The 24,265-nt window shown below is 73.3% G+C and carries 21 protein-coding genes; all 21 read right to left on the bottom strand.

What is annotated here, in order from left to right; all coding sequences use genetic code 11:
* Window positions 1–39: 39 nt before the first annotated feature.
* The 21 genes from AB1207_RS18325 to pyrR all read right to left on the bottom strand — a co-directional run bounded on the left by AB1207_RS18325 (window position 40) and on the right by pyrR (window position 24,072).
* On the bottom strand, window positions 40–1,050 hold the full coding sequence (locus tag AB1207_RS18325) for an aldo/keto reductase family protein (protein ID WP_367639850.1): 1,011 nt from the start codon (window positions 1,048–1,050) through the stop codon (window positions 40–42).
* Between the two features lie 37 nt (window positions 1,051–1,087).
* Window positions 1,088–3,091: a primosomal protein N' gene (locus tag AB1207_RS18320; protein ID WP_367639941.1), complete on the bottom strand. Its 2,004-nt coding sequence runs from the start codon at window positions 3,089–3,091 to the stop codon at window positions 1,088–1,090.
* A 62-nt stretch (window positions 3,092–3,153) separates the two neighbouring features.
* Window positions 3,154–4,353, bottom strand: a complete 1,200-nt coding sequence (metK, locus tag AB1207_RS18315) for a methionine adenosyltransferase (RefSeq protein WP_367639849.1) — start codon at window positions 4,351–4,353, stop codon at window positions 3,154–3,156.
* Window positions 4,354–5,643, bottom strand: a complete 1,290-nt coding sequence (gene coaBC, locus AB1207_RS18310) for a bifunctional phosphopantothenoylcysteine decarboxylase/phosphopantothenate--cysteine ligase CoaBC (RefSeq protein ID WP_367639848.1) — start codon at window positions 5,641–5,643, stop codon at window positions 4,354–4,356.
* Entirely contained in the window at window positions 5,640–5,903 is a 264-nt protein-coding gene (gene rpoZ, locus AB1207_RS18305; RefSeq protein WP_106206095.1) for a DNA-directed RNA polymerase subunit omega, read from the bottom strand. The genes coaBC and rpoZ overlap by 4 nt, the downstream gene beginning before the upstream one ends.
* A gap of 30 nt (window positions 5,904–5,933) precedes the next feature.
* Complete coding sequence (gmk, locus tag AB1207_RS18300) at window positions 5,934–6,524, bottom strand: guanylate kinase (protein WP_437178980.1); 591 nt, start codon at window positions 6,522–6,524, stop codon at window positions 5,934–5,936.
* Window positions 6,521–6,853, bottom strand: a complete 333-nt coding sequence (gene mihF / locus AB1207_RS18295) for an integration host factor, actinobacterial type (RefSeq protein ID WP_367639846.1) — start codon at window positions 6,851–6,853, stop codon at window positions 6,521–6,523. Before mihF ends, gmk begins: the two co-directional genes overlap by 4 nt.
* Before the next feature lie 106 nt (window positions 6,854–6,959).
* Entirely contained in the window at window positions 6,960–8,039 is a 1,080-nt protein-coding gene (locus AB1207_RS18290) for an ABC transporter ATP-binding protein (protein ID WP_367639845.1), read from the bottom strand.
* Window positions 8,036–9,028: an ABC transporter ATP-binding protein gene (locus AB1207_RS18285; RefSeq protein ID WP_367639844.1), complete on the bottom strand. Its 993-nt coding sequence runs from the start codon at window positions 9,026–9,028 to the stop codon at window positions 8,036–8,038. Before AB1207_RS18285 ends, AB1207_RS18290 begins: the two co-directional genes overlap by 4 nt.
* The gene (locus AB1207_RS18280; RefSeq protein WP_367639843.1) at window positions 9,025–9,954 is read right to left on the bottom strand and encodes an ABC transporter permease; all 930 of its coding nucleotides are present in this window, start codon (window positions 9,952–9,954) and stop codon (window positions 9,025–9,027) included. Before AB1207_RS18280 ends, AB1207_RS18285 begins: the two co-directional genes overlap by 4 nt.
* Window positions 9,951–10,955: an ABC transporter permease gene (locus tag AB1207_RS18275; protein ID WP_367639842.1), complete on the bottom strand. Its 1,005-nt coding sequence runs from the start codon at window positions 10,953–10,955 to the stop codon at window positions 9,951–9,953. Before AB1207_RS18275 ends, AB1207_RS18280 begins: the two co-directional genes overlap by 4 nt.
* Before the next feature lie 28 nt (window positions 10,956–10,983).
* Window positions 10,984–12,717 (bottom strand): ABC transporter substrate-binding protein, encoded by a 1,734-nt coding sequence (locus AB1207_RS18270; RefSeq protein WP_367639841.1) that lies wholly within the window; start codon window positions 12,715–12,717, stop codon window positions 10,984–10,986.
* Window positions 12,718–12,960: 243 nt separating this feature from the next.
* Complete coding sequence (locus AB1207_RS18265) at window positions 12,961–14,793, bottom strand: ExeM/NucH family extracellular endonuclease (protein ID WP_367639840.1); 1,833 nt, start codon at window positions 14,791–14,793, stop codon at window positions 12,961–12,963.
* Between the two features lie 176 nt (window positions 14,794–14,969).
* Window positions 14,970–15,251 carry a hypothetical protein gene (locus AB1207_RS18260; protein WP_367639839.1) on the bottom strand — a complete coding sequence of 94 codons (282 nt, stop codon included), beginning with the start codon at window positions 15,249–15,251 and terminating at the stop codon, window positions 14,970–14,972.
* A gap of 106 nt (window positions 15,252–15,357) precedes the next feature.
* A complete protein-coding gene (pyrF, locus tag AB1207_RS18255; RefSeq protein WP_367639838.1) occupies window positions 15,358–16,218 on the bottom strand; it encodes an orotidine-5'-phosphate decarboxylase in 861 nt (286 codons plus the stop codon).
* Window positions 16,215–19,532: a carbamoyl-phosphate synthase large subunit gene (carB, locus tag AB1207_RS18250; RefSeq protein WP_367639837.1), complete on the bottom strand. Its 3,318-nt coding sequence runs from the start codon at window positions 19,530–19,532 to the stop codon at window positions 16,215–16,217. Before carB ends, pyrF begins: the two co-directional genes overlap by 4 nt.
* Window positions 19,532–20,746, bottom strand: a complete 1,215-nt coding sequence (carA, locus tag AB1207_RS18245) for a glutamine-hydrolyzing carbamoyl-phosphate synthase small subunit (RefSeq protein WP_367639836.1) — start codon at window positions 20,744–20,746, stop codon at window positions 19,532–19,534. Before carA ends, carB begins: the two co-directional genes overlap by 1 nt.
* On the bottom strand, window positions 20,743–21,273 hold the full coding sequence (locus AB1207_RS18240; protein ID WP_367639835.1) for a PH-like domain-containing protein: 531 nt from the start codon (window positions 21,271–21,273) through the stop codon (window positions 20,743–20,745). Before AB1207_RS18240 ends, carA begins: the two co-directional genes overlap by 4 nt.
* Entirely contained in the window at window positions 21,270–22,556 is a 1,287-nt protein-coding gene (locus tag AB1207_RS18235; protein WP_367639834.1) for a dihydroorotase, read from the bottom strand. Before AB1207_RS18235 ends, AB1207_RS18240 begins: the two co-directional genes overlap by 4 nt.
* Window positions 22,553–23,512: an aspartate carbamoyltransferase catalytic subunit gene (locus AB1207_RS18230; RefSeq protein WP_367639833.1), complete on the bottom strand. Its 960-nt coding sequence runs from the start codon at window positions 23,510–23,512 to the stop codon at window positions 22,553–22,555. Before AB1207_RS18230 ends, AB1207_RS18235 begins: the two co-directional genes overlap by 4 nt.
* On the bottom strand, window positions 23,512–24,072 hold the full coding sequence (gene pyrR, locus AB1207_RS18225) for a bifunctional pyr operon transcriptional regulator/uracil phosphoribosyltransferase PyrR (RefSeq protein WP_367639832.1): 561 nt from the start codon (window positions 24,070–24,072) through the stop codon (window positions 23,512–23,514). The genes AB1207_RS18230 and pyrR overlap by 1 nt, the downstream gene beginning before the upstream one ends.
* Window positions 24,073–24,265 lie beyond the last annotated feature (193 nt).

Below are 24,265 nucleotides of genomic sequence, written 5' to 3'. Positions count from 1 at the left end.
CCGCACCCGAACCCTGACCACGGCTCGGGCGCGGGAACCTCAGACCTCGCGCTGCTTCGGGGACGACTCGTGCGTCTTCGCCGGGTCGCGCTCCACGACGTCGCCGAGGACGGCGTCGATGCGCGCGAGGGCGTCGGCCGGGATCGTCACCCCCGCGGCGGCAGCGTTGTCGTGGACCTGCTCGGGCCGGGAGGCGCCGATGATCGCGGTCGCGACGTTCTCGTTCTGCAGCACCCAGGCGACGGCGAGCTGGGCCATCGACAGGTTCAGGTCCGAGGCGACGGGCTTCAGCTCCTGGACGCGGGACAGGACGTCGTCGCGCATCCAGCGCTTGATCATGTTCGCGCCGCCCTTGTCGTCCGTGGCGCGCGACCCGGCGGGCAGCTCACCACCCGGGACGTACTTTCCGGTGAGGACGCCCTGGGCGATGGGCGACCACACGACCTGGCTGATGCCCAGCTCCTGCGAGGTGGGGACGACCTCACCCTCGATGACGCGCCACAGCATCGAGTACTGCGGCTGGTTGGAGATGAGCGAGAACCCGAGGTCCCTGGCGAGCTCGGCGCCCGCGCGCAACTGCTCGGCGGTCCACTCGCTGACGCCGACGTAGAGCACCTTGCCCTGCCGCACGAGGTCGGCGAAGGCCTGCATCGTCTCCTCCAGCGGCGTCGCGTAGTCGTAGCGGTGCGCCTGGTAGAGGTCGATGTGGTCGGTGCCGAGCCGGCGCAGCGACCCCTCGCACGCCTCGAGGACGTGCTTGCGGGACAGTCCGGTGTCGTTGTGCCCCTTGGGACCGATCGGGCCGAAGACCTTGGTGAGGATCTCCAGGGACTCCCGGCGCTGCCCCTTGAGCGCCTCCCCCAGGACGGTCTCGGCGGCGGTGTTGGCGTAGACGTCGGCGGTGTCGAAGGTCGAGATGCCGGCGTCCAGGGCCGCGTGCACGCACGCCACCGCCGCCTCGTTCTCCACCTGGGACCCGTGGGTCAGCCAGTTGCCGTAGGTGATCTCGCTGATCTTCAGGCCGGAACGGCCGAGGTGTCGGAACTCCACGCCGCCAGCCTCCACCCGGCCTCCCGACCGCGCGCCCTCAACCGATCTGCAGCGGGTCGACCCGCACCCGTACGAGCGGCAGCTTGCGCACGCTGCGGCCTGCCGTGACGGTCTTCACGGCGGTCGCCAGCTCGGCCGAGTGCTCGCGCGGGACGCGCACCACGCTGCGGACGGCGGGCGCCTGCCCGGGCCGGTCCGGCACCGGCAGCGGCCCGAGCACCCGCACCCCGGGCAGTTCCGGCAGGGCGGCGACGAACTCCTCGACGTCGGCCGCGGGGCCGATGAGACCGGCGAACCGCGCGGCCGGGGGGAGGTCGAGCTCCCGGCGCTGGGCCAGCTCCCGCTCGGCGAACCCGGCCGGGTCCCACCGCACGAGGGCCTGGGCCGGGGCGGCCTGCGGGTCGGCGACCAGCACGACCGCTCCCCCGCTGGACGCAGGCTGCACGAGCGCCGCGGCCGCGGTCCAGCGGCGGTACGCCTCCTCGGCCGCACGCAGGTCCGGCCGCGCCAGCAGCGCCCAGCCGTCGAGCAGCAGGGCCGCCGCGTACCCCTGCGGCGCAACGGGTTCGGCGCCAGGCGTGGCGATGACCAGGGAGGGCCCACCGGGGACGACGTCCAGGACGTGCGACCCGCCAGAGGTGCGGACGTCGACGCCGGGGAACGCGCGGCCGAGTTCCTCGGCGGTCCGCCGGGCCCCGGTGACGACGGCGCGGAACCGGCCGTCGCCGCAGTGCCCGCACGTCCAGTCGGTGGCGGGCCGGCCGCACCAGCGGCACGCGGCGCGCTCACCCGCGTCGGGGACGGCCAACGGTCCGTGGCAGGACGTGCACCGGGCGGGCTCGCGGCAGGTCTGGCAGGCGAGCGTCGGCACGTACCCCGTGCGCGGCACCTGGACCAGGACGGGTCCGCGGCGGACGGCGTCGCGCAGGACGCGCCAGCCGTCGCTGGGCAGGCGGGCCGCGGCGGCCAGCGGGTCCTGGGCGTCGGGGCCCGACGTGCCGGCGATCGCGATGCGCGGCGCGGTCGCGCGGACGGTGTCGCGCGTGGCGAGGACGGGCCGGGCCCAGCCGGACTCCAGCAGCAGCTGCGTCTCCGCCGTGCGCGTCCACCCGGCGAACAGGGCCGCGGCGCCGGCCTGCTCGGCACGCAGGACCGCGACCTCGCGGACGTGCGGGTACGGCGCGCGCTGTTCGGCGTGGGAGTCGTCGCCGTCCTCCAGGACCGCGACGAGCCCGAGGTTCGGCAACGGCGCGAAGACGGCGGCGCGGGTGCCCGCGACGACACGCGCCCGGCCCGTCAGCGCCTCGAGGAACGAGCGGTAGCGGGCCGCGGGGCCGAGGTCGGCCTCCAGGCGGACGTGCCCCTCGGGGACGACGCGGTCCAGGGCCGCCCCGAGCCGGTCGAGGTCGCGGTGGTCGGGGACGACGAGCAGCGCCGTGCGGCCCGACGCCAGCGCGGCGCGGGCGGCGAGCGCGAGCAGGGCGAACGGGTCGCTGCCGGGGGCGAAGGTCGCCACGGCCCGCGGCGAGTGCCCGTCGCGGACGTGGGCGAGGAACGCCGGGCCGGCCTGGTGCCGCTCCCAGCCGAGCAGGTCCGGGCCCAGCGCGACCGGGTCGTGGCGGACGGGGTCGGCGCCGAGCACCTTCTCCTCCGCACCCGCGTGCCGGCCGGGGACCGCGAGGCGCACGACGTCGGACAGCGTCCCGCCGTACTCCGCCGCGACCCGCCGGCACAGCTCCAGCGTCGCGCCGGACAGGACCGGCACCCCGGAGACGACGCGGCGCAGGCGGGCCATCCGGCCGGTGTGGTCGGTGCTTGCCAGCCGCTCGAGGACGTAGCCCTCGGCGTCGGTGCCGGCGAAGGGCACGCGCACGAGCCGGCCCGGCTCGGCGGTGTGCTCCATCGAGGCCGGGACGAGGTAGTCGAACGGCCGGTCCAGGTGCGGCAGGGCGGAGCTGACGAGGACGCGGGCGACCGGGTCGGTCGTCGTGACGTCCTCGGGCGCCTTCGTCCGCCGCGCCTTCTTCGGGCGAGCCTTCAGAGGCGCCGTCGCGGCCTGCGGGCCCAGCCCGTCGAGCGCGGGCTGGGCCTCCCCCTCGGTGCTCAGCTCCCCGTCGCGGCGCGCAGCGCGTCGACGCGGTCGGTGCGCTCCCAGCTGAAGCCGGGCAGCTCGCGGCCGAAGTGGCCGTAGGCGGCGGTCGGGGCGTAGATCGGCTGCAGGAGCTGCAGGTCGCGGACGATCGCGGCCGGGCGCAGGTCGAAGACGTCGCGGATCGCGGCCTCGATACGGCCGCGGGCGACCTTCTCGGTGCCGAACGTCTCGACGTACAGGCCCACGGGCTGCGCCTTGCCGATCGCGTACGCGACCTGCACCTCGCACCGCGTGGCCAGGCCCGCGGCGACGACGTTCTTGGCGACCCAGCGCATGGCGTACGCGGCGGACCGGTCGACCTTCGAGGGGTCCTTGCCGGAGAACGCGCCACCGCCGTGGCGGGACATCCCGCCGTAGGTGTCGACGATGATCTTGCGGCCGGTCAGGCCCGCGTCGCCCATCGGGCCGCCGATCTCGAAGCGACCGGTGGGGTTCACGAGCAGCCGGATGTCGGAGGTGTCGAGGTCGAGCCCCTCCAGCACGGGCTCGATGACGAAACGGCGCACGTCCGGGGTCAGCGTCTTGACGAGGTCGACGTCGGGTTCGTGCTGCGTGGACAGGACGACGGTGTCCAGGCGCACCGCGCGGTCGCCGTCGTAGCCGATGGTGACCTGGGTCTTGCCGTCGGGACGCAGGTAGGGAATCTCGCCCTTCTTGCGCACCTCGGACAGGCGCTGGGACAGCCGGTGGGCCAGGTGGATCGGCAGCGGCATGAGCTCGGGGGTGTCGTCGCAGGCGTAGCCGAACATGAGGCCCTGGTCGCCGGCGCCCTGCAGGTCGAGGGGGTCGGCGCCGCCACCGACGCGGTTCTCGTACGCCTCGTCGACGCCCTGCGCGATGTCCGGGGACTGCGAGCCGATGGACACCTCGACGCCGCAGGTGCGGCCGTCGAAGCCCTTGGCGGAGGAGTCGTACCCGATGTCGAGCAGCGTCCGGCGCACGATGGTCGGGATGTCGGCGTAGGCCTCGGTGGTGACCTCACCGGCCACGTGCACGAGCCCGGTCGTCACCATCGTCTCGACCGCGACGCGGCTGCGCGGGTCCTGCTCCAGCAGCGCGTCGAGGATCCCGTCGGAGATCTGGTCGCAGATCTTGTCCGGGTGCCCCTCGGTGACCGATTCGGAGGTGAACAGGCGCAAGGGGGTGGTCACTCAGGCTCCAGAGGCAGGGTCAGCGGCGGGATCGGGTGTCGGGACGACGGGAGGAAGCATAGGCACGACCGCGTCCCACACCGCATCGGCCACCACGTCCTTGCTGGTCTCGGCGACCTCGCGCTCGCTGCCGTCGCGGCCCAGGATCGTCACGGCGTTGGTGGGCGTCGCGAACCCCTTGGTCTCCCCGACCTCGTTGAGGACGAGCAGGTCGCAGCCCTTGCGGGCGAGCTTGGCGCGGCCGTGGTCGAGGACGGAACCGGTCTCGTCCCCCGTCTCGGCGGCGAAGCCCACGAGCACGGGCGCCGCCCCCGTCCGGTCGGCGACCAGTCCGGCGAGGACGTCGGGGTTGCGCTCGAGCACGACGACGGGGTCGCGGGAGGGGTCCTCGGACTTCTTGATCTTCGCGCTCGCCCGCGCCGAGGGCCGGAAGTCGGCGACCGCCGCGGCCATGACGACGACGTCGGACGCGGCGGCCCGCGACTGCACGGCGTCGGCCAGCTCCGCGGCGGTCTGCACCGAGACGACGTCGACCGCGGCGGGCGCGGGCCCCTCGACGTGGGCGGTCACGAGCGTCACGTGCGCGCCGCGGGCGGCAGCCGCAGCGGCCAGCGCGACGCCCTGCCGGCCCGAGGACCGGTTCCCGAGGAAGCGCACGGGGTCCAGCGGTTCGCGGGTGCCGCCGGCGGAGACGACGACGCGTCGGCCCGCCAGGTCGCGGGGACGGGACCCCGATCCGAGGAGGCGGCGGCACGCGGCGGCGATGTCGGCCGGTTCGGGCAGCCGCCCCGGACCGGAGTCGGCACCCGTGAGGCGGCCGGAGGCGGGGTCGAGGACGGTGACCCCGCGCGAGCGCAGCAGGGCGACGTTCGCCTGCACCGCCGGGTTGAGCCACATCTCCGTGTGCATCGCCGGGGCCAGCAGGACGGGGCACGTCGCCGTCAGCAGGACGTTCGTCAGCAGGTCGTCGGCCAGGCCGTGCGCGGCGCGCGCCAGCAGGTCCGCGGTGGCAGGGGCGACGACGACCAGGTCGGCGTGCCGGCCCAGCCGGACGTGCGGCACCTGGTCGGCGTGGCTCCAGACGTCGGTGGCGACGGGCTTGCCCGACAGGGCCTCCCACGTCGCGCGCCCGACGAACCGCTCGGAGGCGGCGGTGGGCACGACGGTGACGTCGTGCCCGGTCTCGCTCAGCTCCCGCAGGAGCAGCGCCGCCTTGTAGGCGGCGATCCCGCCCGCGACCCCCAGGACCACGCGGGGCGCCCGGGTGCCGGGGGCGGGAGTGTCGCTCACTGCTCGATGGGCTCCGAGGTCAGCAGACCCTCGTTGATCTCACGCATGGCCACGGACAGGGACTTCTCCTGCACGTGGGTCTCCACCAGCGGGCCGACGTACTCCAGCAGGCCCTCGCCCAGCTGGGAGTAGTACGCGTTGATCTGGCGCGCGCGCTTGGCCGCGTAGATCACCAGGGCGTACTTGGAGTCGGCGACCGTCAGCAGGTCGTCGATGGGCGGGTTGGTGATGCCCTCGGGCGCCGCGACGGTTCCAGCCACGATCAGTTCTCCTCGCGTCGAAAGAGCCGGTCAGCTGACCGGCAGACCCATCCATCTTACGAGCTCGTCCGTGGCGCGCTGCACGTCGTCGTTGTAGATGGTCACGTCGAACTCCGGTTCGGCGGCCAGCTCGACCCGCGCGGTCGCCAACCGGCGCTCGCGCTCCTCCTCGGTCTCGGTGCCGCGGCCGACGAGGCGGCGGACCAGTTCGTCCCAGCTCGGGGGGGCCAGGAAGACGAAACCGGCCTCCAGGTCGGTGCCCTGCGTGGCCTGCCGGACCTGCCGCGCACCGGCGAGGTCGATCTCCAGCAGCGCCGGGCGACCCGAGGCCAGGACCTCCTCGACGGGCCCGCGCGGGGTGCCGTAGCGGTGCCGGCCGTGCACGCGCGCCCACTCCAGCAGCTGGCCGTCGCGGACGTAGCCGTCGAACGTCTCCTCGGAGACGAAGTGGTAGTGGACCCCGTCGACCTCACCCGGGCGCTGGGCGCGCGTCGTGGCCGAGACGGAGATCCAGACGTCCGGGTAGCGCGCCCGCAGGTCGGCGGAGACGGTGCCCTTGCCCACCGCGGTGGGCCCGGCCAGGACGGTGAGGCGGTGGGGCTGGGACGACCGGACGTTCAGGACGCGCTCCCGGCGGTGGACCCGAAGCGCTCGACGAGGGCGGCGATCTGGTGGGCGCCGAGTCCGCGCACGCGCCGCGACTCCGAGATCCCGATCTCCTCCATGATCTGCTTCGCGCGGACCTTGCCCACGTTCGGCAGGGACTCCAGCAGCGCGGAGACCTTCATCTTCCCGAGGACCTCGTTCTCCTGGCCCTCCTTGATGACCTCCTCGAGGCTGCCGCCCGTGTACTTGAGGCGGTGCTTGACCTCGGCCCGCTCGCGGCGGGCCGCCGCGGCCTTCTCCAGGGCGGCGGCGCGCTGTTCGGCGGTCAGGGGAGGCAGAGCCACTTCATCACCTCGGGTCGTTGCGCTCGCAGACGGGTGCCGGCGGTCCGGGTGAACCTATCCAGCCAGGTCACGGGCCTGCAACGGCGGGTCCGCGATCACCGGGGACTCACCGGGGACCGACCGGGACGGGGTCGGCACCGCGGTGCGGCAGCAGCCGGCCGGCCTCGATCTCCTCGGCGAAGTGGCACGCCACGCGGTGCTGCGGGGGGTGCCCGTCGAGCACGCGCAGCTGCGGACGCTCGTCGTGGCAGCGCGTCTCCTGGACCCACGGGCAGCGGGTGCGGAAGCGGCAGCCGGTCGGCGGGTCGGCCGGGCTCGGCAGGTCCCCGACGAGGCGGATGCGCTCCCGGCGGGCCTCCGCGACGGGGTCCGGCACGGGCGCCGCCGACAGCAGCGCCCGCGTGTACGGGTGCAGCGGCCGGTCGTACAGCTCGCCGCTCGGCCCCTCCTCGACGAGGCCGCCGAGGTACATGACGCCGACCGTCGTCGAGACGTGCTTGACGACGGCGAGGTCGTGGGCGATGACGAGGTACGTCAGGCCCAGGTCCCGCTGGAGCTCCTCGAGCAGGACGAGGACCTGCGCCTGGACGGAGACGTCGAGGGCGGAGACGGGTTCGTCGGCGACGAGCAGGGCGGGGTCCAGGACGAGCGCGCGGGCGATGCCGACGCGCTGGCGCTGGCCGCCGGAGAACTCGTGCGGGTACTTCGCCCCGGCTCCGGCCGGCAGTCCGACGCGGTCGAGCAGGCCGCGCACGCGGGTGCGCCAGGCCGACGGTCCGCCGGGGGCGCCGTGCACGGCGAGCGGCTCGGTCAGGGCGCTCTCGACCGTCTGGCGCGGGTCGAGGCTGGCGAGGGGGTCCTGGAAGACCATCTGCATGCGCTTGCGCTCCCGGCGCAGCTCCTCGGCGCCGAGCGCCAGGACGTCGCGGCCGTCGAGGTGGACCGTCCCGGCGGTCGGTTCCTCCAGGCGCAGCACGGCCCGGCCCAGCGTCGACTTGCCGCAGCCGGACTCCCCGACCAGGCCGTAGGTGGTCCCGCGCACGACGTCGAACGAGACGCCGTCGACGGCCTTCACGGCCCCCACGCGGCGCTGCAGGATCCCCGAGCGGATCGGGTAGTGGACCTGCAGGTCGCGCACGGACAGCAGGGCGTCGTCCGCCGGGGGTTGCGGCGTCGGGTGCGTCATCGCGAGACCTCCAGGTCGGCGTCGGCGGGGTGGACGCAGCGGGCGGGGTGCCCGGCCCGACCGGCGGCGTCGAGCGCGATCTCGCCCGACCGGCAGGCCTCGTCGGATGCCGCGCACCGCGGGGCGAACGCGCACCCCGTGCTCCACGGCAGCCGGTCACGCACCGTGCCCGGCACGGGCTGCAGGGCGGTGCCCTCGGGGGCGTCCACGCGCGGGACCGCGGCGAGCAGCCCCGTCGTGTAGCGGTGCCGGGGCCGGGCGAACAGCTCCCCGCGCGGGGCCTGCTCGACGACCTTGCCGGCGTACAGGACGTTGACGCGGTCGCACGTGCCGGCCACGACCCCGAGGTCGTGCGTGATGAGGACCATCGCCGTGCCCGACTCCCGCACCAGACCCGTCAGCAGGTCCAGGACCTGCGCCTGGATCGTCACGTCGAGGGCCGTCGTGGGCTCGTCGGCGATGATGAGCCGCGGCGAGCACGCCAGCGCGATGGCGATGAGGACGCGCTGGCGCATCCCGCCGGACAGCTGGTGGGGGTACTCCCCCACCCGGCGCCGGGGGTCGGGGATCCCGACGCGCCCGAGCAGTTCGACGGCCTCCTTCTTCGCCGCGGCCCGGTCCAGGTCCGTGTGCGTGCGCAGCACCTCGGTGAGCTGCCGGCCCAGCGTCAGGACGGGGTTCAGCGACGTCATGGGGTCCTGGAACACCATGGCCAGGTCCTTGCCGCGGCGGCGGGCCAGCTGCGCGGGCGAGGCCGCCAGCAGGTCGTCCCCGTCGAAGCGGACGGCCCCGGAGACGCGGGCCGAGCGCCGCGGCAGCAGGCCCATGACGGCCAGCGACGTGACGGACTTCCCGCAGCCGGACTCCCCGACGAGGCCGACGACCTCGCCGGCGGCCACGTCGAAGGAGACCCCGTCGACGGCGGTGAAGTCCGGCGAGCCCTTGCGGGAGAACGTCACCCGCAGGTCCTCGACCTCGAGCAACGTCATCGCGAACTCCTCGGGTCCAGGGCCTCGCGCAGCGCCTCGCCGAGCAGGGTGAACCCCAGCGCGGTGACGGCGATGGCGAGACCGGGGTAGAGCGCCAGTTGCGGCGCCTGGTCGAGCCGGGCCTGGGCGGTGACGAGCATGCGCCCCCACTCGGCGACCGCGGGGTTCGGGTCGCCGAGGCCGAGGAAGCTCAGGGCCGCCACCTCGATGACCGCCGTCGCCAGCGTCAGCGTGGCCTGGACGAGCACCGGGCCGAGGGAGTTCGGCAGCATGTGGCCCACGACGATGCGGCGGCGGCGCAACCCGAGCGAGCGCAGCGCGACGACGTAGTCCTGACCGCGCTGGGCGAGCAGGGAGGCGCGCAGCAGGCGCGCGAAGATCGGCACCTGCGCCGCCGAGATCGCCAGCATGATCGACCAGGAGTTCCGGCCGAGGACGGCCGCGACGGACACCGCCAGCAGCAGGCTCGGGATCGACAGCAGGACGTCGACGATCCGCATGACGACGGTGTCGACCTTGCCGCCGATCCCGCCCGCGAGGATGCCGAGCAGCGCACCGGCGGCGAGGCCGACGGCCGTGGAGACGACGCCGATGACCAGCGACGAGCGCGCCCCGTAGAGCAGCTGCGTCAGCAGGTCGGACCCGAAGGAGTCCAGGCCCAGGACGTGGTCGGCGCTGGGCCCGGGCACGGAGGTCGGGGTGACCTCGCCGAACCACTCCGACGTCGCGGGCCGGTACGGCGCCAGCAGCGGCGCCGCGACGGCGACGAGCACGAAGACCAGGACGATGACGGCTCCCACGATCCCGGCGGGGTTGCGGCGCAACCGCCGCCACGCCGAACGCCAGGGACCGACCCCGTCCTCGCCGGTGGCCGCCGCCGCGTCCGGACCGGGTCCGGTCGGCGTCAGCGCGTCCAGTGCGGTCACGACACCCTCACCCTCGGGTCGATGAACCCGTAGCTGACGTCCACCACGAGGTTCACGAGTGCGTACACGACGGCGATGAAGAGGATGAACCCCTGCAGCACCGGGTAGTCGAGCTGGGTCACGGCGTCGAACAGGTAGCTGCCGATGCCGTTGATGGAGAACACCGTCTCGGTGAGCACGGCCCCCGACAGCAACGCGCCCGCCTGCAGGCCCAGCGTCGTGGACACCGGCAGCAGCGCGTTGCGCAGGACGTGCCGGCGGCTGATGACCGCGCGCGGCAATCCCTTGGCCTGGGCCGTGCGCACGTGGTCGTCGCCGAGCACGTCGAGCACGGAGGCCCGGGTGATGCGCACGATGATGGCCAGCGGGATCGACCCCAGGGCCAGCGCGGGCAGCACGAGGTGCACGACGGCGTCCCAGCTCGCGTCCCACTCGCGCGTCAGCAACCCGTCCAGCACGTAGAAGTTCGTGATGTGGGTGGCGTCGATGCGCGCGTTCTGCCGTCCCGAGGTGGGGAACCAGCCGAGCTCGATGGCCAGGACGTACTTGAGGATGACGGCGAGGAAGAACACGGGGACGACGACCCCGAGCAGCGAACCGCCGACGACGAGGTTGTCGAGCCAGCCACCGCGACGGCGTGCCGCGAGGTACCCCAGCGGGATGCCCACGACGATCGCCAGCAGCAGCGCCGCCACCGACAGTTCGATCGTCGCGGGAAACCGCTCGGTGAACGTCTGGACGACGGGTTCGCCGGTGTTGATGGAGGCCCCGAAGTCCCCGCGCAGCAACCGTCCCAGGTAGGTGACGTACTGCTGCCAGACGGGCTGGTCGAACCCGTAGCGCTCGTTGACCGCCGCGATGCCGGCCGGGGTCGCCTTCTCCCCCAGCAGCGCCCGGGCCGGGTCCCCCGGGAGGGCCCGGACCCAGGCGAACAGCAGCAGCGACAACCCGAACAGGACGACCACGAGCAGGCCGAGGCGGCGCACGACGAGCGTCAGCACGCCGCCCCCTGCGGTGCGGCTGCGCCCATCAGGAGCCGGAGACCGAGACGGTGTTCCACACCTCGTCCTGGACCGGGCTGGCGGTGTACCCGTCCACGCCCGGCGCGAACGCGAGCGAGGGCACGGGGCTGGCCATCGGGATGCCCGGCAGCAGCGTCATGATCTGCTCGTTGATGTCCTGGTAGGCCGATTCCTGCTCGGACTCGGTCGTCACGGTGCGGGCCTTGGCGAGCGCCTCGAACAGGCCGGGGTCGTTGAAGCCCCACTCGTTCGTCTGCGCGCCGAAGAACACGCCGATGAAGTTGTCCGGGTCGTTGTAGTCACCCGTCCACCCCAGCAGGTGCAGACCGTGCTGCGTCCCGCCCTGGACGGTGCCGAGGTAGTTCGGCGTCCACTGCTCGGCCACCGGCGTCGTGGTGATGCCGGCCGCGGTCAGCTGCTGGTTGATGGCGTTGTAGATGGTCTCGGGGTTCGGCATGTAGGGCCGGGAGACGCCCGTCGGGTAGTTGAAGGGGATGTTGATCGCGCTCTGCCCGGCCTCGGCCAACAACTGCTTGGCCTTGGCGACGTCGTACTCGTACGTCGTCACGGACTCGTTCCAGCCGATGACGTTGTCCGGCATGAACTGCGTGGCCGGCTTGGTGCCCTCGGGGAGGGCGTTCTTGATGACGGCCTCCTTGTCGATGGCGTGCGCGATCGCCTGCCGGACCTTGAGGTCGCCGAGCGGGGCGTAGGCCTGGTTGATGCCGAGGTAGAGGATGTTGAACGCCGGCCGGTTCTGGATCTGGAAGTCGGCCGACTTCAGCGTCTCGACGTCGGCGGGCGCGACGAGGTCGTACCCGTCGATGTCGCCGTTCTGGAGGGCCTGCCGGCGGGCCGTGCCGTCACCGATGACGCGGACGACGGCCGTCGCGACCTTGGCCTTGTCGCCCCAGTACTCCTCGTTGCGCTTGAGGGTGACCTGCTGGCCCCGTTCCCACGCGCTGAACGTGAAGGGGCCGGTGCCGACCGGGCCCTTGGTGGCGTAGTCGCTCTGCCGCGGGTCGGCGCCGTTCGCGCCGTTCCCACCGCCGGCCTCGGCCGCCTCCGTCTCCTGCATCGCGAACGCGGGCAGGGTGAGGGAGGCGAGGAACCCGGCGAACGGGCTGGTGAGGTTCACGGTCACGGTGCCGTCGGAGTTCGCGGTCGCACCGGCGTAGAGGGACGTGCCCAGCGCGGGGTCGTCGTTCGTCTTGAACCCGCGGAAGATCGAGCGGTAGTAGTAGGCCAGGTCCTCGCCCTGCGCCACGCCGCGCAGGTTGTACCAGCGCTCGAAGTTCGCGACGACGGCCGCGGCGTCGAACGGCTTGCCGTTGGAGAACTTCACGCCCTCCTGGAGGGTGAAGGTGTAGGACTTCCCGTCGTCCGACGTCTCCCACTTCGTGGCCAGCGAGGGCGCGAGGTCGGTCGTGCCCGGCTTGGTGGAGACGAGCCCCTCGAAGATCTGCCGGGTGACGCGGAACGTCTCGCCGTCGGAGGCGAACACGGGGTCGAGGGAGTCGGGGTCGGCGGAGCCGCCGAAGACGAACGTGTCCCGCCCGCTGCCGCTGCTGGAACCGCCCGAACCCCCCTCGTCGCGCTGGCTCTCGGCGCACGCCGAGAGCGTGGCCAGACCCGCCGTCGCCACGGAGGCGAGGGCGAAGGTCCGCCGGGTGGGACGGAGGGACCGGTCCTGCGCGGGTTCCCGTGCGGGGTCGTCCTGGGGCACTGCGGGCTGCGTCATCGGCGACATCTACGTCCTCGTTCCGGCGTACGGTCCTGGAAGGTCCTGCTCGGGCGTGCGAGGGCAGACGCTAGGACATGCCTGAGTGCTCACCAAATCCGCCCCACCCTCGTCACACAGTTGTTACATGTCCGAGACGGAGTTGAGGATTGCCTCACCAGAGGCGGCGCGGGTGAGCAGTTTGCCGGGAACGCAGGACGGCCCCGGACGCTCGTGTCCGGGGCCGTCGGGGGCAGGTGCCGTTCAGTCGCGCAGGTCGAGCCCCACGACGACCGGGTCGTGGTCGCTGGAGCGGAAGGGGTCCGCCGCGTACAGGGCCGGGTCGCCGTCGTACTGGTAGGCACCGGACTCGACCGAGTTCACGTTCCAGTGCGCCGCGCCGGTCACCTTGCGGGTGAGTTCGCGCGTGGCCAGGGCGTGGTCCAGCGACCCGGACAGGGCGTCGAAGACGTAGCTGTACCGGCCCCGGTCGAACCGGCTGCCGAGGTCGGTCAACCCGTTGCGCCGCAGCTCCTCCACCGGATCCTCCTGCGTGTAGGAGTTGAGGTCGCCGAGGACGAGGACGTCCGGGTCGCCCGTGGTGCGGCGCAGGGCGTCGACGAAGCCCGCCAGGGAGGCGGCCTGCCGGACCCGGTCCCCGTTCCAGGCCCCCTGCCCGTCGCCCGTGTCGGCGTTGTCCCCGGTCGCGGCGTCGCCGGAGCCCTTGGACTTGAAGTGGTTGGCCACCACCGTGAAGCGGTCCTTCCCCCGACGGTCCGCGCTCCGGCCGGTGCGCTCGAAGGTCTGCGCCTGGGGTTCGCGGGCGTTGTCCCACACCGTCTCGTCGACGAGACCGACCGGGGCGCCGACCGGGGCCACCACGTCGTCCCGGTAGACGATCGCGTTGCGGATGACGTCCCGGTCGGTGCCGTACAGCTCCTTCGGCATCGGCACGTAGGACCAGTGCCCGGCCCCGCCGCTCGCGTTGAGCCGACGCACGAGGTCCGCGAGCGCCGTGTCGGCGTCGCCGGGGGTGAGGCCCGTGGAGTCGGTGTCCTCGATCTCCATGAGGGTGACGACGTCCGCCCCCAGCGCCTGGACGGCGGGGACGATCTTGCCGGCCTGGCGGTCGAGCCCGGCCTGGTCGTCGGCGCCGCGGGCGTTCGGGCCGGTGAAGGTCAGGAAGTAGTTCAGGACGTTGAACGCACCGACGCGCACGTCCCCACCGACGCGGTCGGGACGGTCGCGGCGGGTGTCCTGGGGGGCGAGCAGACCGTCGGCGGTCCCGTCGGCCGGCTGCAGGCGCCAGGCGTCGAACCCGTACCCGAGGACGACGGGTTCGCGCAGGCGGGCGGTGTCGCCGACGCGGACGGGCGTGGTCGGGCTGAGGTAGGGCCGGGCGGTGGTGCTGGTGCGGGCGGTGCGGGCATCGTCGAGGACGATGCTGCGCTCGGTGTTGCGCGCGGCGATGCGTTGCGCGGCCGGGGTGCCGGGGCGGGCGAGCTCGGTGGGCTGCACTAGGAGGCCGTCTGCGGACAGGGTGAGTTCCCCGTAGCTGGTGAGGCCGTACACCTCGCTGACGGTGAGGCGGTCGGCGGGGGCGACGAGCATCCCCTCGAGGCGTTCGCGGGCTGCGTCGTCGGCGGGCAGCGCGAGGCGCGCGGCACGCGGCAGGTCCTTCGCCGACCCGTCGCGGCAGACGGTGACCCCCGCGGTGCCGGCGGCCGAGACCTGGGTCTGCCCGCCGAACTCGCCGGCGGTGCCCGTCACCGCGACGGTGTCCCCCAGGTCGACCTGGGCGCCCGGGGCGTACACGAAGACGCCGTCGGACGTCCGTGGGTCGCGGTCCCCGCCGTCCTGGAGGTGGAAGCCGCCCAGGCCGGGGGTGTCGCCGACGACGGTGCCGGCGACGGTGACCTGCTGACCGGCCAGCGGCGTGGTGTCCCCGGCGCCCTGGACGGCACCGATCGTGCGGGTGGGCGCCGGGCACGTCGCGGCCGAGGCGGGGAGGGTGGTGAGGGGCCCGGCGAGCAGGAGCGACAGCGCTCCCCCGGTCAGCAGCCGGCGGCGGGACGGACGGGTCGTCGGGCGGTGCATGGCGGGTGCCTTCCGGTCGATCACACGGACCGGGGCACCCTAGCCACGCTCAGCAACCAACTGGGAACCTCAGGGTGAACACCTGGCCGTTGCGCCGCCCCCCGAGGGTCCGATCGTTGGCCCCTCGCTCCCATTCATCGGCAGCGAGGACCCAACGATCCGAACCGGGACGAACCTCAGAGCGGGACGCCGCGCGCGCTGTCGACGGTCATGCGCTCCAGCCAGGACCGCGCCTCGAGCGCGGCGAGGAGCTGCCGTTCACCGCTCGCCTCCTGCATCTCGGCGGGCGCGAGTTCAGCGACCGCCGCGACCGCCTCGTGCAGCACCACGACGGGGTCGAGGGCGAGGTTCTGCAGGAAGGCCCCCACCTGGCGACGCGCCTCGAGCTCGTCGTGCCCCACCTCGACGGCCGTGACGGTCAGCGCGGCCAGGCCGCGGGCGATCATGCGCGACGGCATCAGCGGACCGGTCCGGTGGTCCGGGCCGACGTCGGGGCGTGGGGCAGCAGCACGTCGGCCATCGTAGGCACCGGCGCCGCACACCACCCGGTGAGCGCCCGGCAGGTCACCCCGCGAGCGCTGCGGTGAGCGCGTCCGCCGAACGACGGGCGGCGTCGCGCAGAGCCGTCGTCGAGGGACCGGCGGCGAGCACCTCCCGTGAGCTGGCGGCGAGCACGAGCCGGCGGGCGTCGCCGAAGACCTGCCGCAGGTCCTCCGCGGTGCCCCCCTGGGCACCGACCCCCGGCGCGAGCAGCGGCCCGTTGACGGCGGCCAGGTCGATCCCGAGGTCGCTGACCGCGGACCCCACGGTCGCCCCGACGACGAGCCCGACGTCCCCGTAGGGGGTCGCGCCCGCGTTCTCGGCGGCGGCCGCCTCGGCGACGGCACGGGCCACCGGGCGTCCGTCGGCGCCCACGGCGTGCTGGACGGCGGCCCCCTCGGGGTTCGACGTCAGTGCGAGGACGAAGACGCCCCGCCCGTGCTGCGCGGCGAGGTCGAGCAGCGGACGCAGCGAACCGAACCCGAGGTACGGCGAGACGGTCACGGCGTCCCCCGCGAGTGGGGAGTCGCCGACGAAGGCGTCGGCGTACCCCGCCATGGTCGAGCCGATGTCGCCGCGCTTGGCGTCGACGATGGTCAGCAGCCCCGCGGCGCGGGCGTCGGCGACGACCCGCTCGAGCGCGGCGACCCCACGCGAGCCGTGCCGCTCGAAGAACGCCGCCTGCGGTTTGACGCAGGCGACGTGCTCGGCGAGGGCCTCGACGACGATGCGGCCGAACCGCTCCACACCGTCCGCGTCGTCGGTCAGGCCCCACGCCGCGAGCAACGGCGTGTGCGGGTCGATCCCCGCGCACAGCGGACCGTGCGCGGTGACCGCCTCCGCGAGCCGCGCCCCGAACCGCTGAGGACCCTCGCCGCCGCTCATGCCCGGAAACCCTCCCAGGCCCCCACGAGCCGGGCGGTGTGCTCCTGCAGCGACGCCACCCGCAACCCCTCGCCGTGGCGTTCGGCGTCCAGGGTGGCCTCGATCGCCTGCACGGCCGCCGAGAGCTCCTGGATCGTGGTGATGATCGGGGACCCGACCGACGTCGCCGCCGCCCGGATCTCGTACCCGTCCGCGCGGGCCTGGTCGCCCGAGGGGGTGTTGACGACCATCGCGATCTCGCCGGCGGCGATGCGGCCGACGATCGTCAGCTCGCCGTCCTCGCTGGTGCCCTCGGACAGCTTGCGCACGACGGTGCTGGCGATGCCGTTGCGCCGCAGCACCTGCGCGGTGCCTTCGGTGGCCACCAGCGTGAACCCGAGGTCGGCCAGGCGCTTGATCGGGAAGATCATGGCGCGCTTGTCGCGGTCGGCGACGGAGATGAACGCCGTGCCGCCGGTGGGCAGACCGCCGTACGCCGCGGTCTGCGACTTGCCGAACGCCGTCGGGAAGTCGACGTCGATGCCCATGACCTCACCGGTGGACCGCATCTCCGGCCCCAGCAGCGAGTCGACGACCACGCCCTGCGCGGTGCGGAACCGTGCGAAGGGCAGGACCGCCTCCTTGACGGAGACGGGCGACTCCGCGGGCAGCAGCCCGCCGTCGCCGTGCGCGGGCAGCAGCCCCTGCGCCCGCAGCTCACGGATCGGGGTGCCCGCCATGAGCCGCGCCGCGGCCTTGGCCAGCGGGACGCCCGTCGCCTTGGACACGAACGGCACGGTCCGCGAGGCCCGCGGGTTCGCCTCCAGGACGTAGAGGATGTCGGCCGCCAGGGCGAACTGGACGTTGAGCAGGCCCCGCACCCCGACGCCGCGGGCGATGGCCTCGGTGGCCGTGCGGACGCGTTCGAGCTCGGAGGCGCCGAGCGTCACCGGCGGGATGACGCACGCGGAGTCCCCGGAGTGGATCCCGGCCTCCTCGATGTGCTCCATGATCCCGCCGAGGTACATCTCCTCGCCGTCGAACAGGGCGTCGACGTCGATCTCGACGCCGTTGTCCAGGAACCGGTCCACGAGCACCGGGCGCTCGGCGGAGACCTCGGTCGCCGTCGCCATGTACTGCTCGAGGGAGGCCTCGTCGTAGACGATCTGCATGCCACGGCCGCCGAGGACGTAGCTCGGGCGGACGAGCACGGGGTACCCGATCTCCGCCGCGATCGCCTTGGCCTGCGGGAAGCTCGAGGCCGTCCCGTGCTTGGGGGCGACGAGGCCCGCCTTCTCCAGCACCCGGCCGAACGCTCCGCGCTCCTCGGCGAGGTCGATGGCGGCCGGCGAGGTCCCGATGATCGGGACGCCCGCCTGCTCCAGCTTGGCCGCCAGCCCCAGCGGCGTCTGCCCGCCGAGCTGGACGACGACGCCGGCGACCGGGCCGCAGCGCATCTCGGCGTGCACGACCTCCAGGACGTCCTCGAGCGTCAGCGGCTCGAAGTACAGGCGGTCGGAGGTGTCGTAGTCGGTCGAGACCGTCTCAGGGTTGCAGTTGACCATGACGGTCTCGTAGCCGGCCTCGGAGAGGGCGAAGCTGGCGTGGACGCAGGAGTAGTCGAACTCGACGCCCTGCCCGATGCGGTTCGGCCCGGAGCCGAGGATGACGATCGCCGGCTTCTCGCGCGGCTGCGTCTCGTCCTCGGTGTCGTAGGAGGAGTAGTGGTACGGCGTGCTGGCCGCGAACTCCGCCGCGCACGTGTCGACCGTCTTGAAGACGGGCCGGATGCCGAGCGCGTGCCGGACGCCGCGGACGACGTCCTCGTGCAGGTGGCGCAGCTCGCCGATCTGCGCGTCGGAGAACCCGTGCCGCTTGGCGTGGCGCAGCAGCTCGGGCGTCAGCTCGTCGCTCTCGCGGACCTCGACGGCGATCTCGTCGAGCAGGAACAGCTGGTCGAGGTACCACGGGTCGATCTTGGTGGCCGCGAACAGCTCCTCCGGCGTCGCGCCGGCGCGGATGGCCTGCATGAGCAGGCCGATGCGTTCGTCGGTCGGCTGCTCCACGCGGCGCAGCAGGTCCGCGCGGTCCCCGACGGGGCCGGCCCAGCTGAACGCCGCACCGCGCTTCTCGGTGCTGCGCAACGCCTTCTGCAGCGCCTCGGTGAAGTTGCGGCCCAGGGCCATGGCCTCCCCGACGCTCTTCATCGTCGTGGTGAGGGTGGGGTCGGCGGCCGGGAACTTCTCGAACGCGAACCGCGGCACCTTGACGACGACGTAGTCGAGCGTGGGCTCGAAGCTCGCCGGCGTCACCGAGGTGATGTCGTTGGGGATCTCGTCGAGGGTGTAGCCGACGGCGAGCCGGGCCGCGATCTTGGCGATGGGGAAACCCGTCGCCTTCGACGCCAGGGCCGAGGACCGCGAGACGCGCGGGTTCATCTCGATGACGATGATGCGGCCGTCGACGGGGTTCACGGCGAACTGGATGTTGCAGCCGCCGGTGTCGACGCCGACCTCGCGGATGACGGCGATGCCGATGTCCCGCATGCGCTGGAACTCGCGGTCGGTGAGGGTCATCGCGGGCGCGACGGTGATCGAGTCGCCCGTGTGCACCCCGACCGGGTCGAAGTTCTCGATCGAGCAGACGACCACGACGTTGTCGGCGCGGTCGCGCATGAGCTCGAGCTCGTACTCCTTCCAGCCGAGGATCGACTCCTCCAGGAGCACCTCGGTGACCGGGGAGTGGTGCAGGCCCTGGCCGGCGATGCGGCGCAGGTCCTCCTCGTCGTAGGCGAACCCGGAACCGAGGCCGCCCATGGTGAAGCTGGGGCGCACGACGACCGGGTAGCCCAGGTCCCCGGCCGCGGTGAGGACCTCGTCCATGGAGTGGCACAGGTGCGAACGGGCCGACTCGGCGCCGCAGCGCTCGACCACGCCCTTGAACAGCAGTCGGTCCTCGCCGAGCTTGATGGCGTCGACGTCGGCGCCGATGAGCTCGGCGCCGTACTTCTCCAGGGCGCCGTTCTCGTACAACGCGATCGCGGTGTTCAGGGCGGTCTGGCCGCCGAGGGTCGCCAGGACCGCGTCGGGGCGCTCCTTGGCGATGATGGCCTCGACCGTGGCGGGGGTGATGGGTTCGACGTAGGTCGCGTCGGCCATCTCCGGGTCGGTCATGATCGTGGCCGGGTTGGAGTTCACGAGGATGACGCGCAGACCCTCGGACTTCAGGACGCGGCAGGCCTGGGTGCCGGAGTAGTCGAACTCGGCGGCCTGGCCGATGACGATCGGGCCGGACCCGATGACGAGGACCGAGGAGAGGTCGGAACGGCGGGGCATCAGGCGTCCTTCTCTACGGTCGGCTCAGTCGTGTCGGTCGCGCCCTGGTCGTCGACGAGCTGCGCGGCGGGCGTGCCCTGCATGAGGTCGACGAACCGGTCGAACAGGTACGAGGCGTCGTGCGGACCGGCCGCCGCCTCGGGGTGGTACTGCACGGAGAACGCCGGCACGTCGAGGCAGCGCAGCCCCTCCACGACGCCGTCGTTGAGCCCGACGTGGCTGACCTCGGCGCGGCCGTAGGGGGTGTCGCGGACCTCCCCCGCGGCGCCGTCGACGGCGAACCCGTGGTTGTGGGCGGTGACCTCGACCTTGCGGGTCGTCAGGTCCATGACGGGCTGGTTGATCCCGCGGTGGCCGTACTTGAGCTTGTAGGTGCCGTAACCGAGGGCGCGGCCGAGCAGCTGGTTGCCGTAGCAGATCCCGAAGAACGGGATGCGGCGTTCGAGCACGCCCTGCAGGACCTCGATCTCGTGGGTCGCCGCGGCCGGGTCGCCCGGGCCGTTGGAGAAGAACACGCCGTCGGGGGCGCCGCCGTCGGGGCCGGAGGTGAGGACGTCCTCCAGCGTGGCGGTCGAGGGCACGACGGTGACTTCGATGCCGCGCTCGGCGAGGCGCTGCGGGGTCATCGACTTGATGCCGAGGTCGACGGCGGTGACGGAGAACCGGCGCTCCCCCACCGCCGGGACGACGTACTGCTCGTCCGTGCTGACGAGGGAGGCGAGGTCGGTGCCCTCCATGTCGGGGGCGTTGCGAACCTCATCGAGGAGGTCGGCGGCCGGCCGGGTGGCGGCCTCGCCGGAGAACACGCCGACCTTCATCGCACCGCGCTCGCGCAGGTGCCGGGTGAGGGCGCGGGTGTCGACCCCGGAGATGCCGACGACGCCCTGCGCGTCGAGTTCCTCGCCGAGGCCCCGGCGCGACCGCCAGTTCGACGGGACCCGCGCGGGGTCGCGCACGACGTACCCGGCGACCCAGATGCGCGCCGACTCCTGGTCCTCGTCGTTGTAGCCGGTGTTGCCGACGTGCGGGGCCGTCATGACGACGACCTGGCGGTGGTAGCTGGGGTCGGTGAGGGTCTCCTGGTACCCGGTCATGCCGGTGGAGAACACGGCCTCGCCCACCGTGGTGCCGACGCGGCCGTACGCCTCGCCGGTGAAGGTGCGGCCGTCTTCGAGGACCAGGACGGCGGGGGTCCTGCGCGTCGTGGTGGTCACTGGGCTCCTCCCGAACCGTCCGTGGGCTTCTGCTGGTCCTTCGTGCGCACGAGTTCCTCCACCTGCTCCGCGAACCTGGCGCCCTCGGCGGGGTGCCGCGGTTTGATCCCTGTGTCCACGACGCGCTCGCCCAGCTTCCAGCGCAGCACGACGAGACCCTTCTCCCGTCCCATCCACTTGCCGACCATGCCCGGGCCGTGCCCCACGCCGACGATGTCGGCGGTCGGTATCACGAACGAGCGGGCGCCCTGCCGCAGCAGGCCCACGCCCTCGGCGACGAAACCCATCGAGACCGCGCTGCGCGTGCCGAGCCCGTGCGCCGCGATGCGGTCGAGGGCGTTCTCGGCGTCCGTCGTGGAGACGTAGACGCCGTCGACGGCGTCGCGCAGACCCTTCCAGTCCCGGCTGCCCAGGGGCCGCGGGAACTCCTTCTTCTGCTGCAGCGCCCGACCCCGGTAGCCCATGAACATCATGCGCCACAACAGGAGCAGGGCCAGGATCAGCAGGATCGTCGCGATCCACTTCACGGCGTCACCAGCTCGGAGTCGAGCACCGTGGGCCGGCCGCGCAGGAACGTCGCGACGACCTTCCCGGGCAGTTCCATCCCGCGGAACGGGGAGTTCCGCCCGGCCGTGGCCATCGCCGCGGGGTCGACCGTCCAGCGCGCGGCGGGGTCGACGAGCACCAGGTTCGCGGGGTTCCCGACCTCCAGCGGCAGCCCGTGCCCGGCCAGGCGGCCGATGCGCGCCGGGGCGCTCGACATCCGGTCCACCAGCGTGTCCCAGCCCATCAGCCCGGTGTCGACCATCGTGTGCTGCACGACGCTCAGCGCGGTCTCCAGCCCGGTCATCCCCATCGCCGCCGCGGACCACTCGCAGTCCTTGGCCTCGACCGGGTGCGGGGCGTGGTCGGTGGCGACGATGTCGATCGTCCCGTCGGCGAGCCCCTCGCGGACAGCCTCGACGTCGGCCTGCGTCCGCAGCGGCGGGTTCACCTTGTAGACCGGGTCGTAGCCGCGGACCAGCTCGTCGGTGAGCAGCAGGTGGTGCGGCGTGACCTCGGCCGTGACCTGAACACCGCGCTGCTTGGCCCAGCGGACGATCTCCACCGAGCCCCGGGTGGACAGGTGGCAGACGTGCAGCCGGGAGCCGACGTGGTCGGCGAGCAGCACGTCGCGGGCGATGACCGCCTCTTCCGCGACGCTCGGCCAGCCGCGCAGGCCGAGGACGGCAGAGACCGTGCCCTCGTTCATCTGCGCACCCTCGGTCAGCCGAGGTTCCTCGGCGTGCTGGGCGATGACGCCGTCGAAGGCCTTGACGTACTCCAGCGCGCGCCGCATGAGGACGGCGTCGGAGACGCAGTGCCCGTCGTCGGAGAAGACGCGGACGGCGGCGCGCGAGTCGGCCATGGCGCCGAGCTCGGCGAGCTGCTGCCCGGCCAGGCCCACCGTGACGGCCCCGACCGGGCGGACGTCGACCCAGCCGGCCTCCTCGCCCAGGCGCTGCACCTGCTCGACGACACCCGCGGTGTCGGCGACGGGGAGGGTGTTGGCCATGGCGAACACCGACGTGTAGCCGCCGCGGGCGGCGCTGCGGGTGCCGGACTCGACGGTCTCGGCGTCCTCGCGGCCCGGTTCGCGCAGGTGGGTGTGCAGGTCGACGAGGCCGGGCAGGGCCCGCAGACCCGTCGCGTCGAGGACGGTCGCGTCGTCGGCGGACAGGCCCGGTCCGACGGCGGCCACCACCCCGTCGGCGAGCAGGAGGTCGGTCTGCCCGCCCCCGACCGTGACGTTCTGGATCAGGGTCTTCACGCGTCCCCTCCCGGGAGCTCGCCGGCCAGCAACAGGTAGAGGACGGCCATCCGCACGGCGACGCCGTTGCCGACCTGCTCGACGATGGTGGAGCGCACCGAGTCGGCCGCCTCGGCGGAGATCTCCAGCCCGCGGTTCATCGGGCCGGGGTGCATGACGATCGTGTCGTCGGGGAGCATGCCGAGCCGCTCGCGCCCGAGGCCGTACCGGCGGCTGTACTCCCGCGCGGAGGGGAAGAACGACCCCTTCGACGCGTCCATCCGCTCGGCCTGCACGCGCAGCATCATCACCGCGTCCGGTTCGCCCCGCAGCAGCGTCGCGTCGAGGTCGTGCGAGGTCTCGCACGGCCACGCTTCGACGCCGACGGGCAGCAGCGTCGGCGGCGCGACGAGCGTGACGTGCGCGCCGAGGGTGTGCAGCAGGAGGACGTTGGAACGTGCGACCCGCGAGTGCAGCACGTCGCCCACGACGACGACCTTCGCGCCCGCGAGGTCCCCGGTGCCGCCGCGCAGGTGGCGGCGCATCGTGTACGCGTCGAGCAGGGCCTGGGTGGGGTGCTCGTGCGTGCCGTCCCCGGCGTTGACGACGGCCCCGCGCGTCCAGCCCGCGTGCGCGAGGCGGTGCGGCGCACCGGAGGAGCCGTGCCGGACGACGACCGCGTCGGCGCCCATGGCCTCCAGCGTCAGCGCCGTGTCCTTCAGGCTCTCGCCCTTGGAGACGCTCGAGCCCTTGGCCGAGAAGTTGATGACGTCGGCGCTCAGCCGCTTGGCGGCGGCCTCGAAGGACGTCCTCGTGCGGGTGGAGTCCTCGAAGAAGAGGTTGACGACCGTTCGCCCGCGCAGCGTCGGCAGCTTCTTGACGACGCGGCGCTGGGTGGCCGCCATCTCCTCGGCGACGTCCAGGACGTGCACGGCGGCGTCGCGGTCCAGGTCGGCCGCGGACAGCAGGTGGCGCATCAGTTCCCCCCACCGGTGATGAGGACGGCGTCGCGGCCGTCGAGCTCGGTGAGCAGGACGCTGACCCGCTCGGACGACGACGTCGGCAGGTTCTTGCCGACGTGGTCGGCGCGGATCGGCAGCTCGCGGTGGCCGCGGTCGACGAGGACCGCGAGGCGCACCGCGCGCGGCCGGCCCAGGTCGTTGAGCGCGTCGAGCGCGGAGCGGATGGTGCGCCCGGAGTACAGGACGTCGTCGACGAGGACCACGACCTTGTCGTCGATGCCCCCGGCCGGCAGCTCCGTCGGGAGCAGCGCGCGGGTGGGGTGCCGACGCAGGTCGTCGCGGTACATGGTCACGTCGAGCGAGCCCGTCGGGACGGTCGTCCCCTCGACCTCGGCGAGGCGGGCCGCGAGCCGGCGGGCCAGCGGCACTCCCCTCGTCGGGATGCCGAGCAGGACGAGGTCGTCCGGGCCCTTGTTGGTCTCGAGCAGCTCGTGCGCGATGCGCGTCACGGCACGGGCGATGTCCGGAGCCTCCAGGAGCACCCGGGCGTCCGGCCGTTCGGGGACAGCGTTCACTGCTGACCTCCTTCCCCGCCTCACGGGACGGATCCTTAAAGGACGTCTTCACCGGCCCTGCACGGAGCGTGCGCGTGGCGCGGTGGTCACCGGCGACCCTACAGGAGCACGCTGGACGACACGTCCGGGGGCAACGCGCCGCTGGACCTCACCCACCGCGTTGTCGTTGTGAGATCAAACGCTCACAAGGAGT

Origin of the sequence: Kineococcus endophyticus (genome assembly GCF_040796495.1) — a bacterium.
Classification (GTDB): domain Bacteria; phylum Actinomycetota; class Actinomycetes; order Actinomycetales; family Kineococcaceae; genus Kineococcus; species Kineococcus endophyticus.
This window is presented reverse-complemented; position numbering and strand designations above follow the sequence as displayed.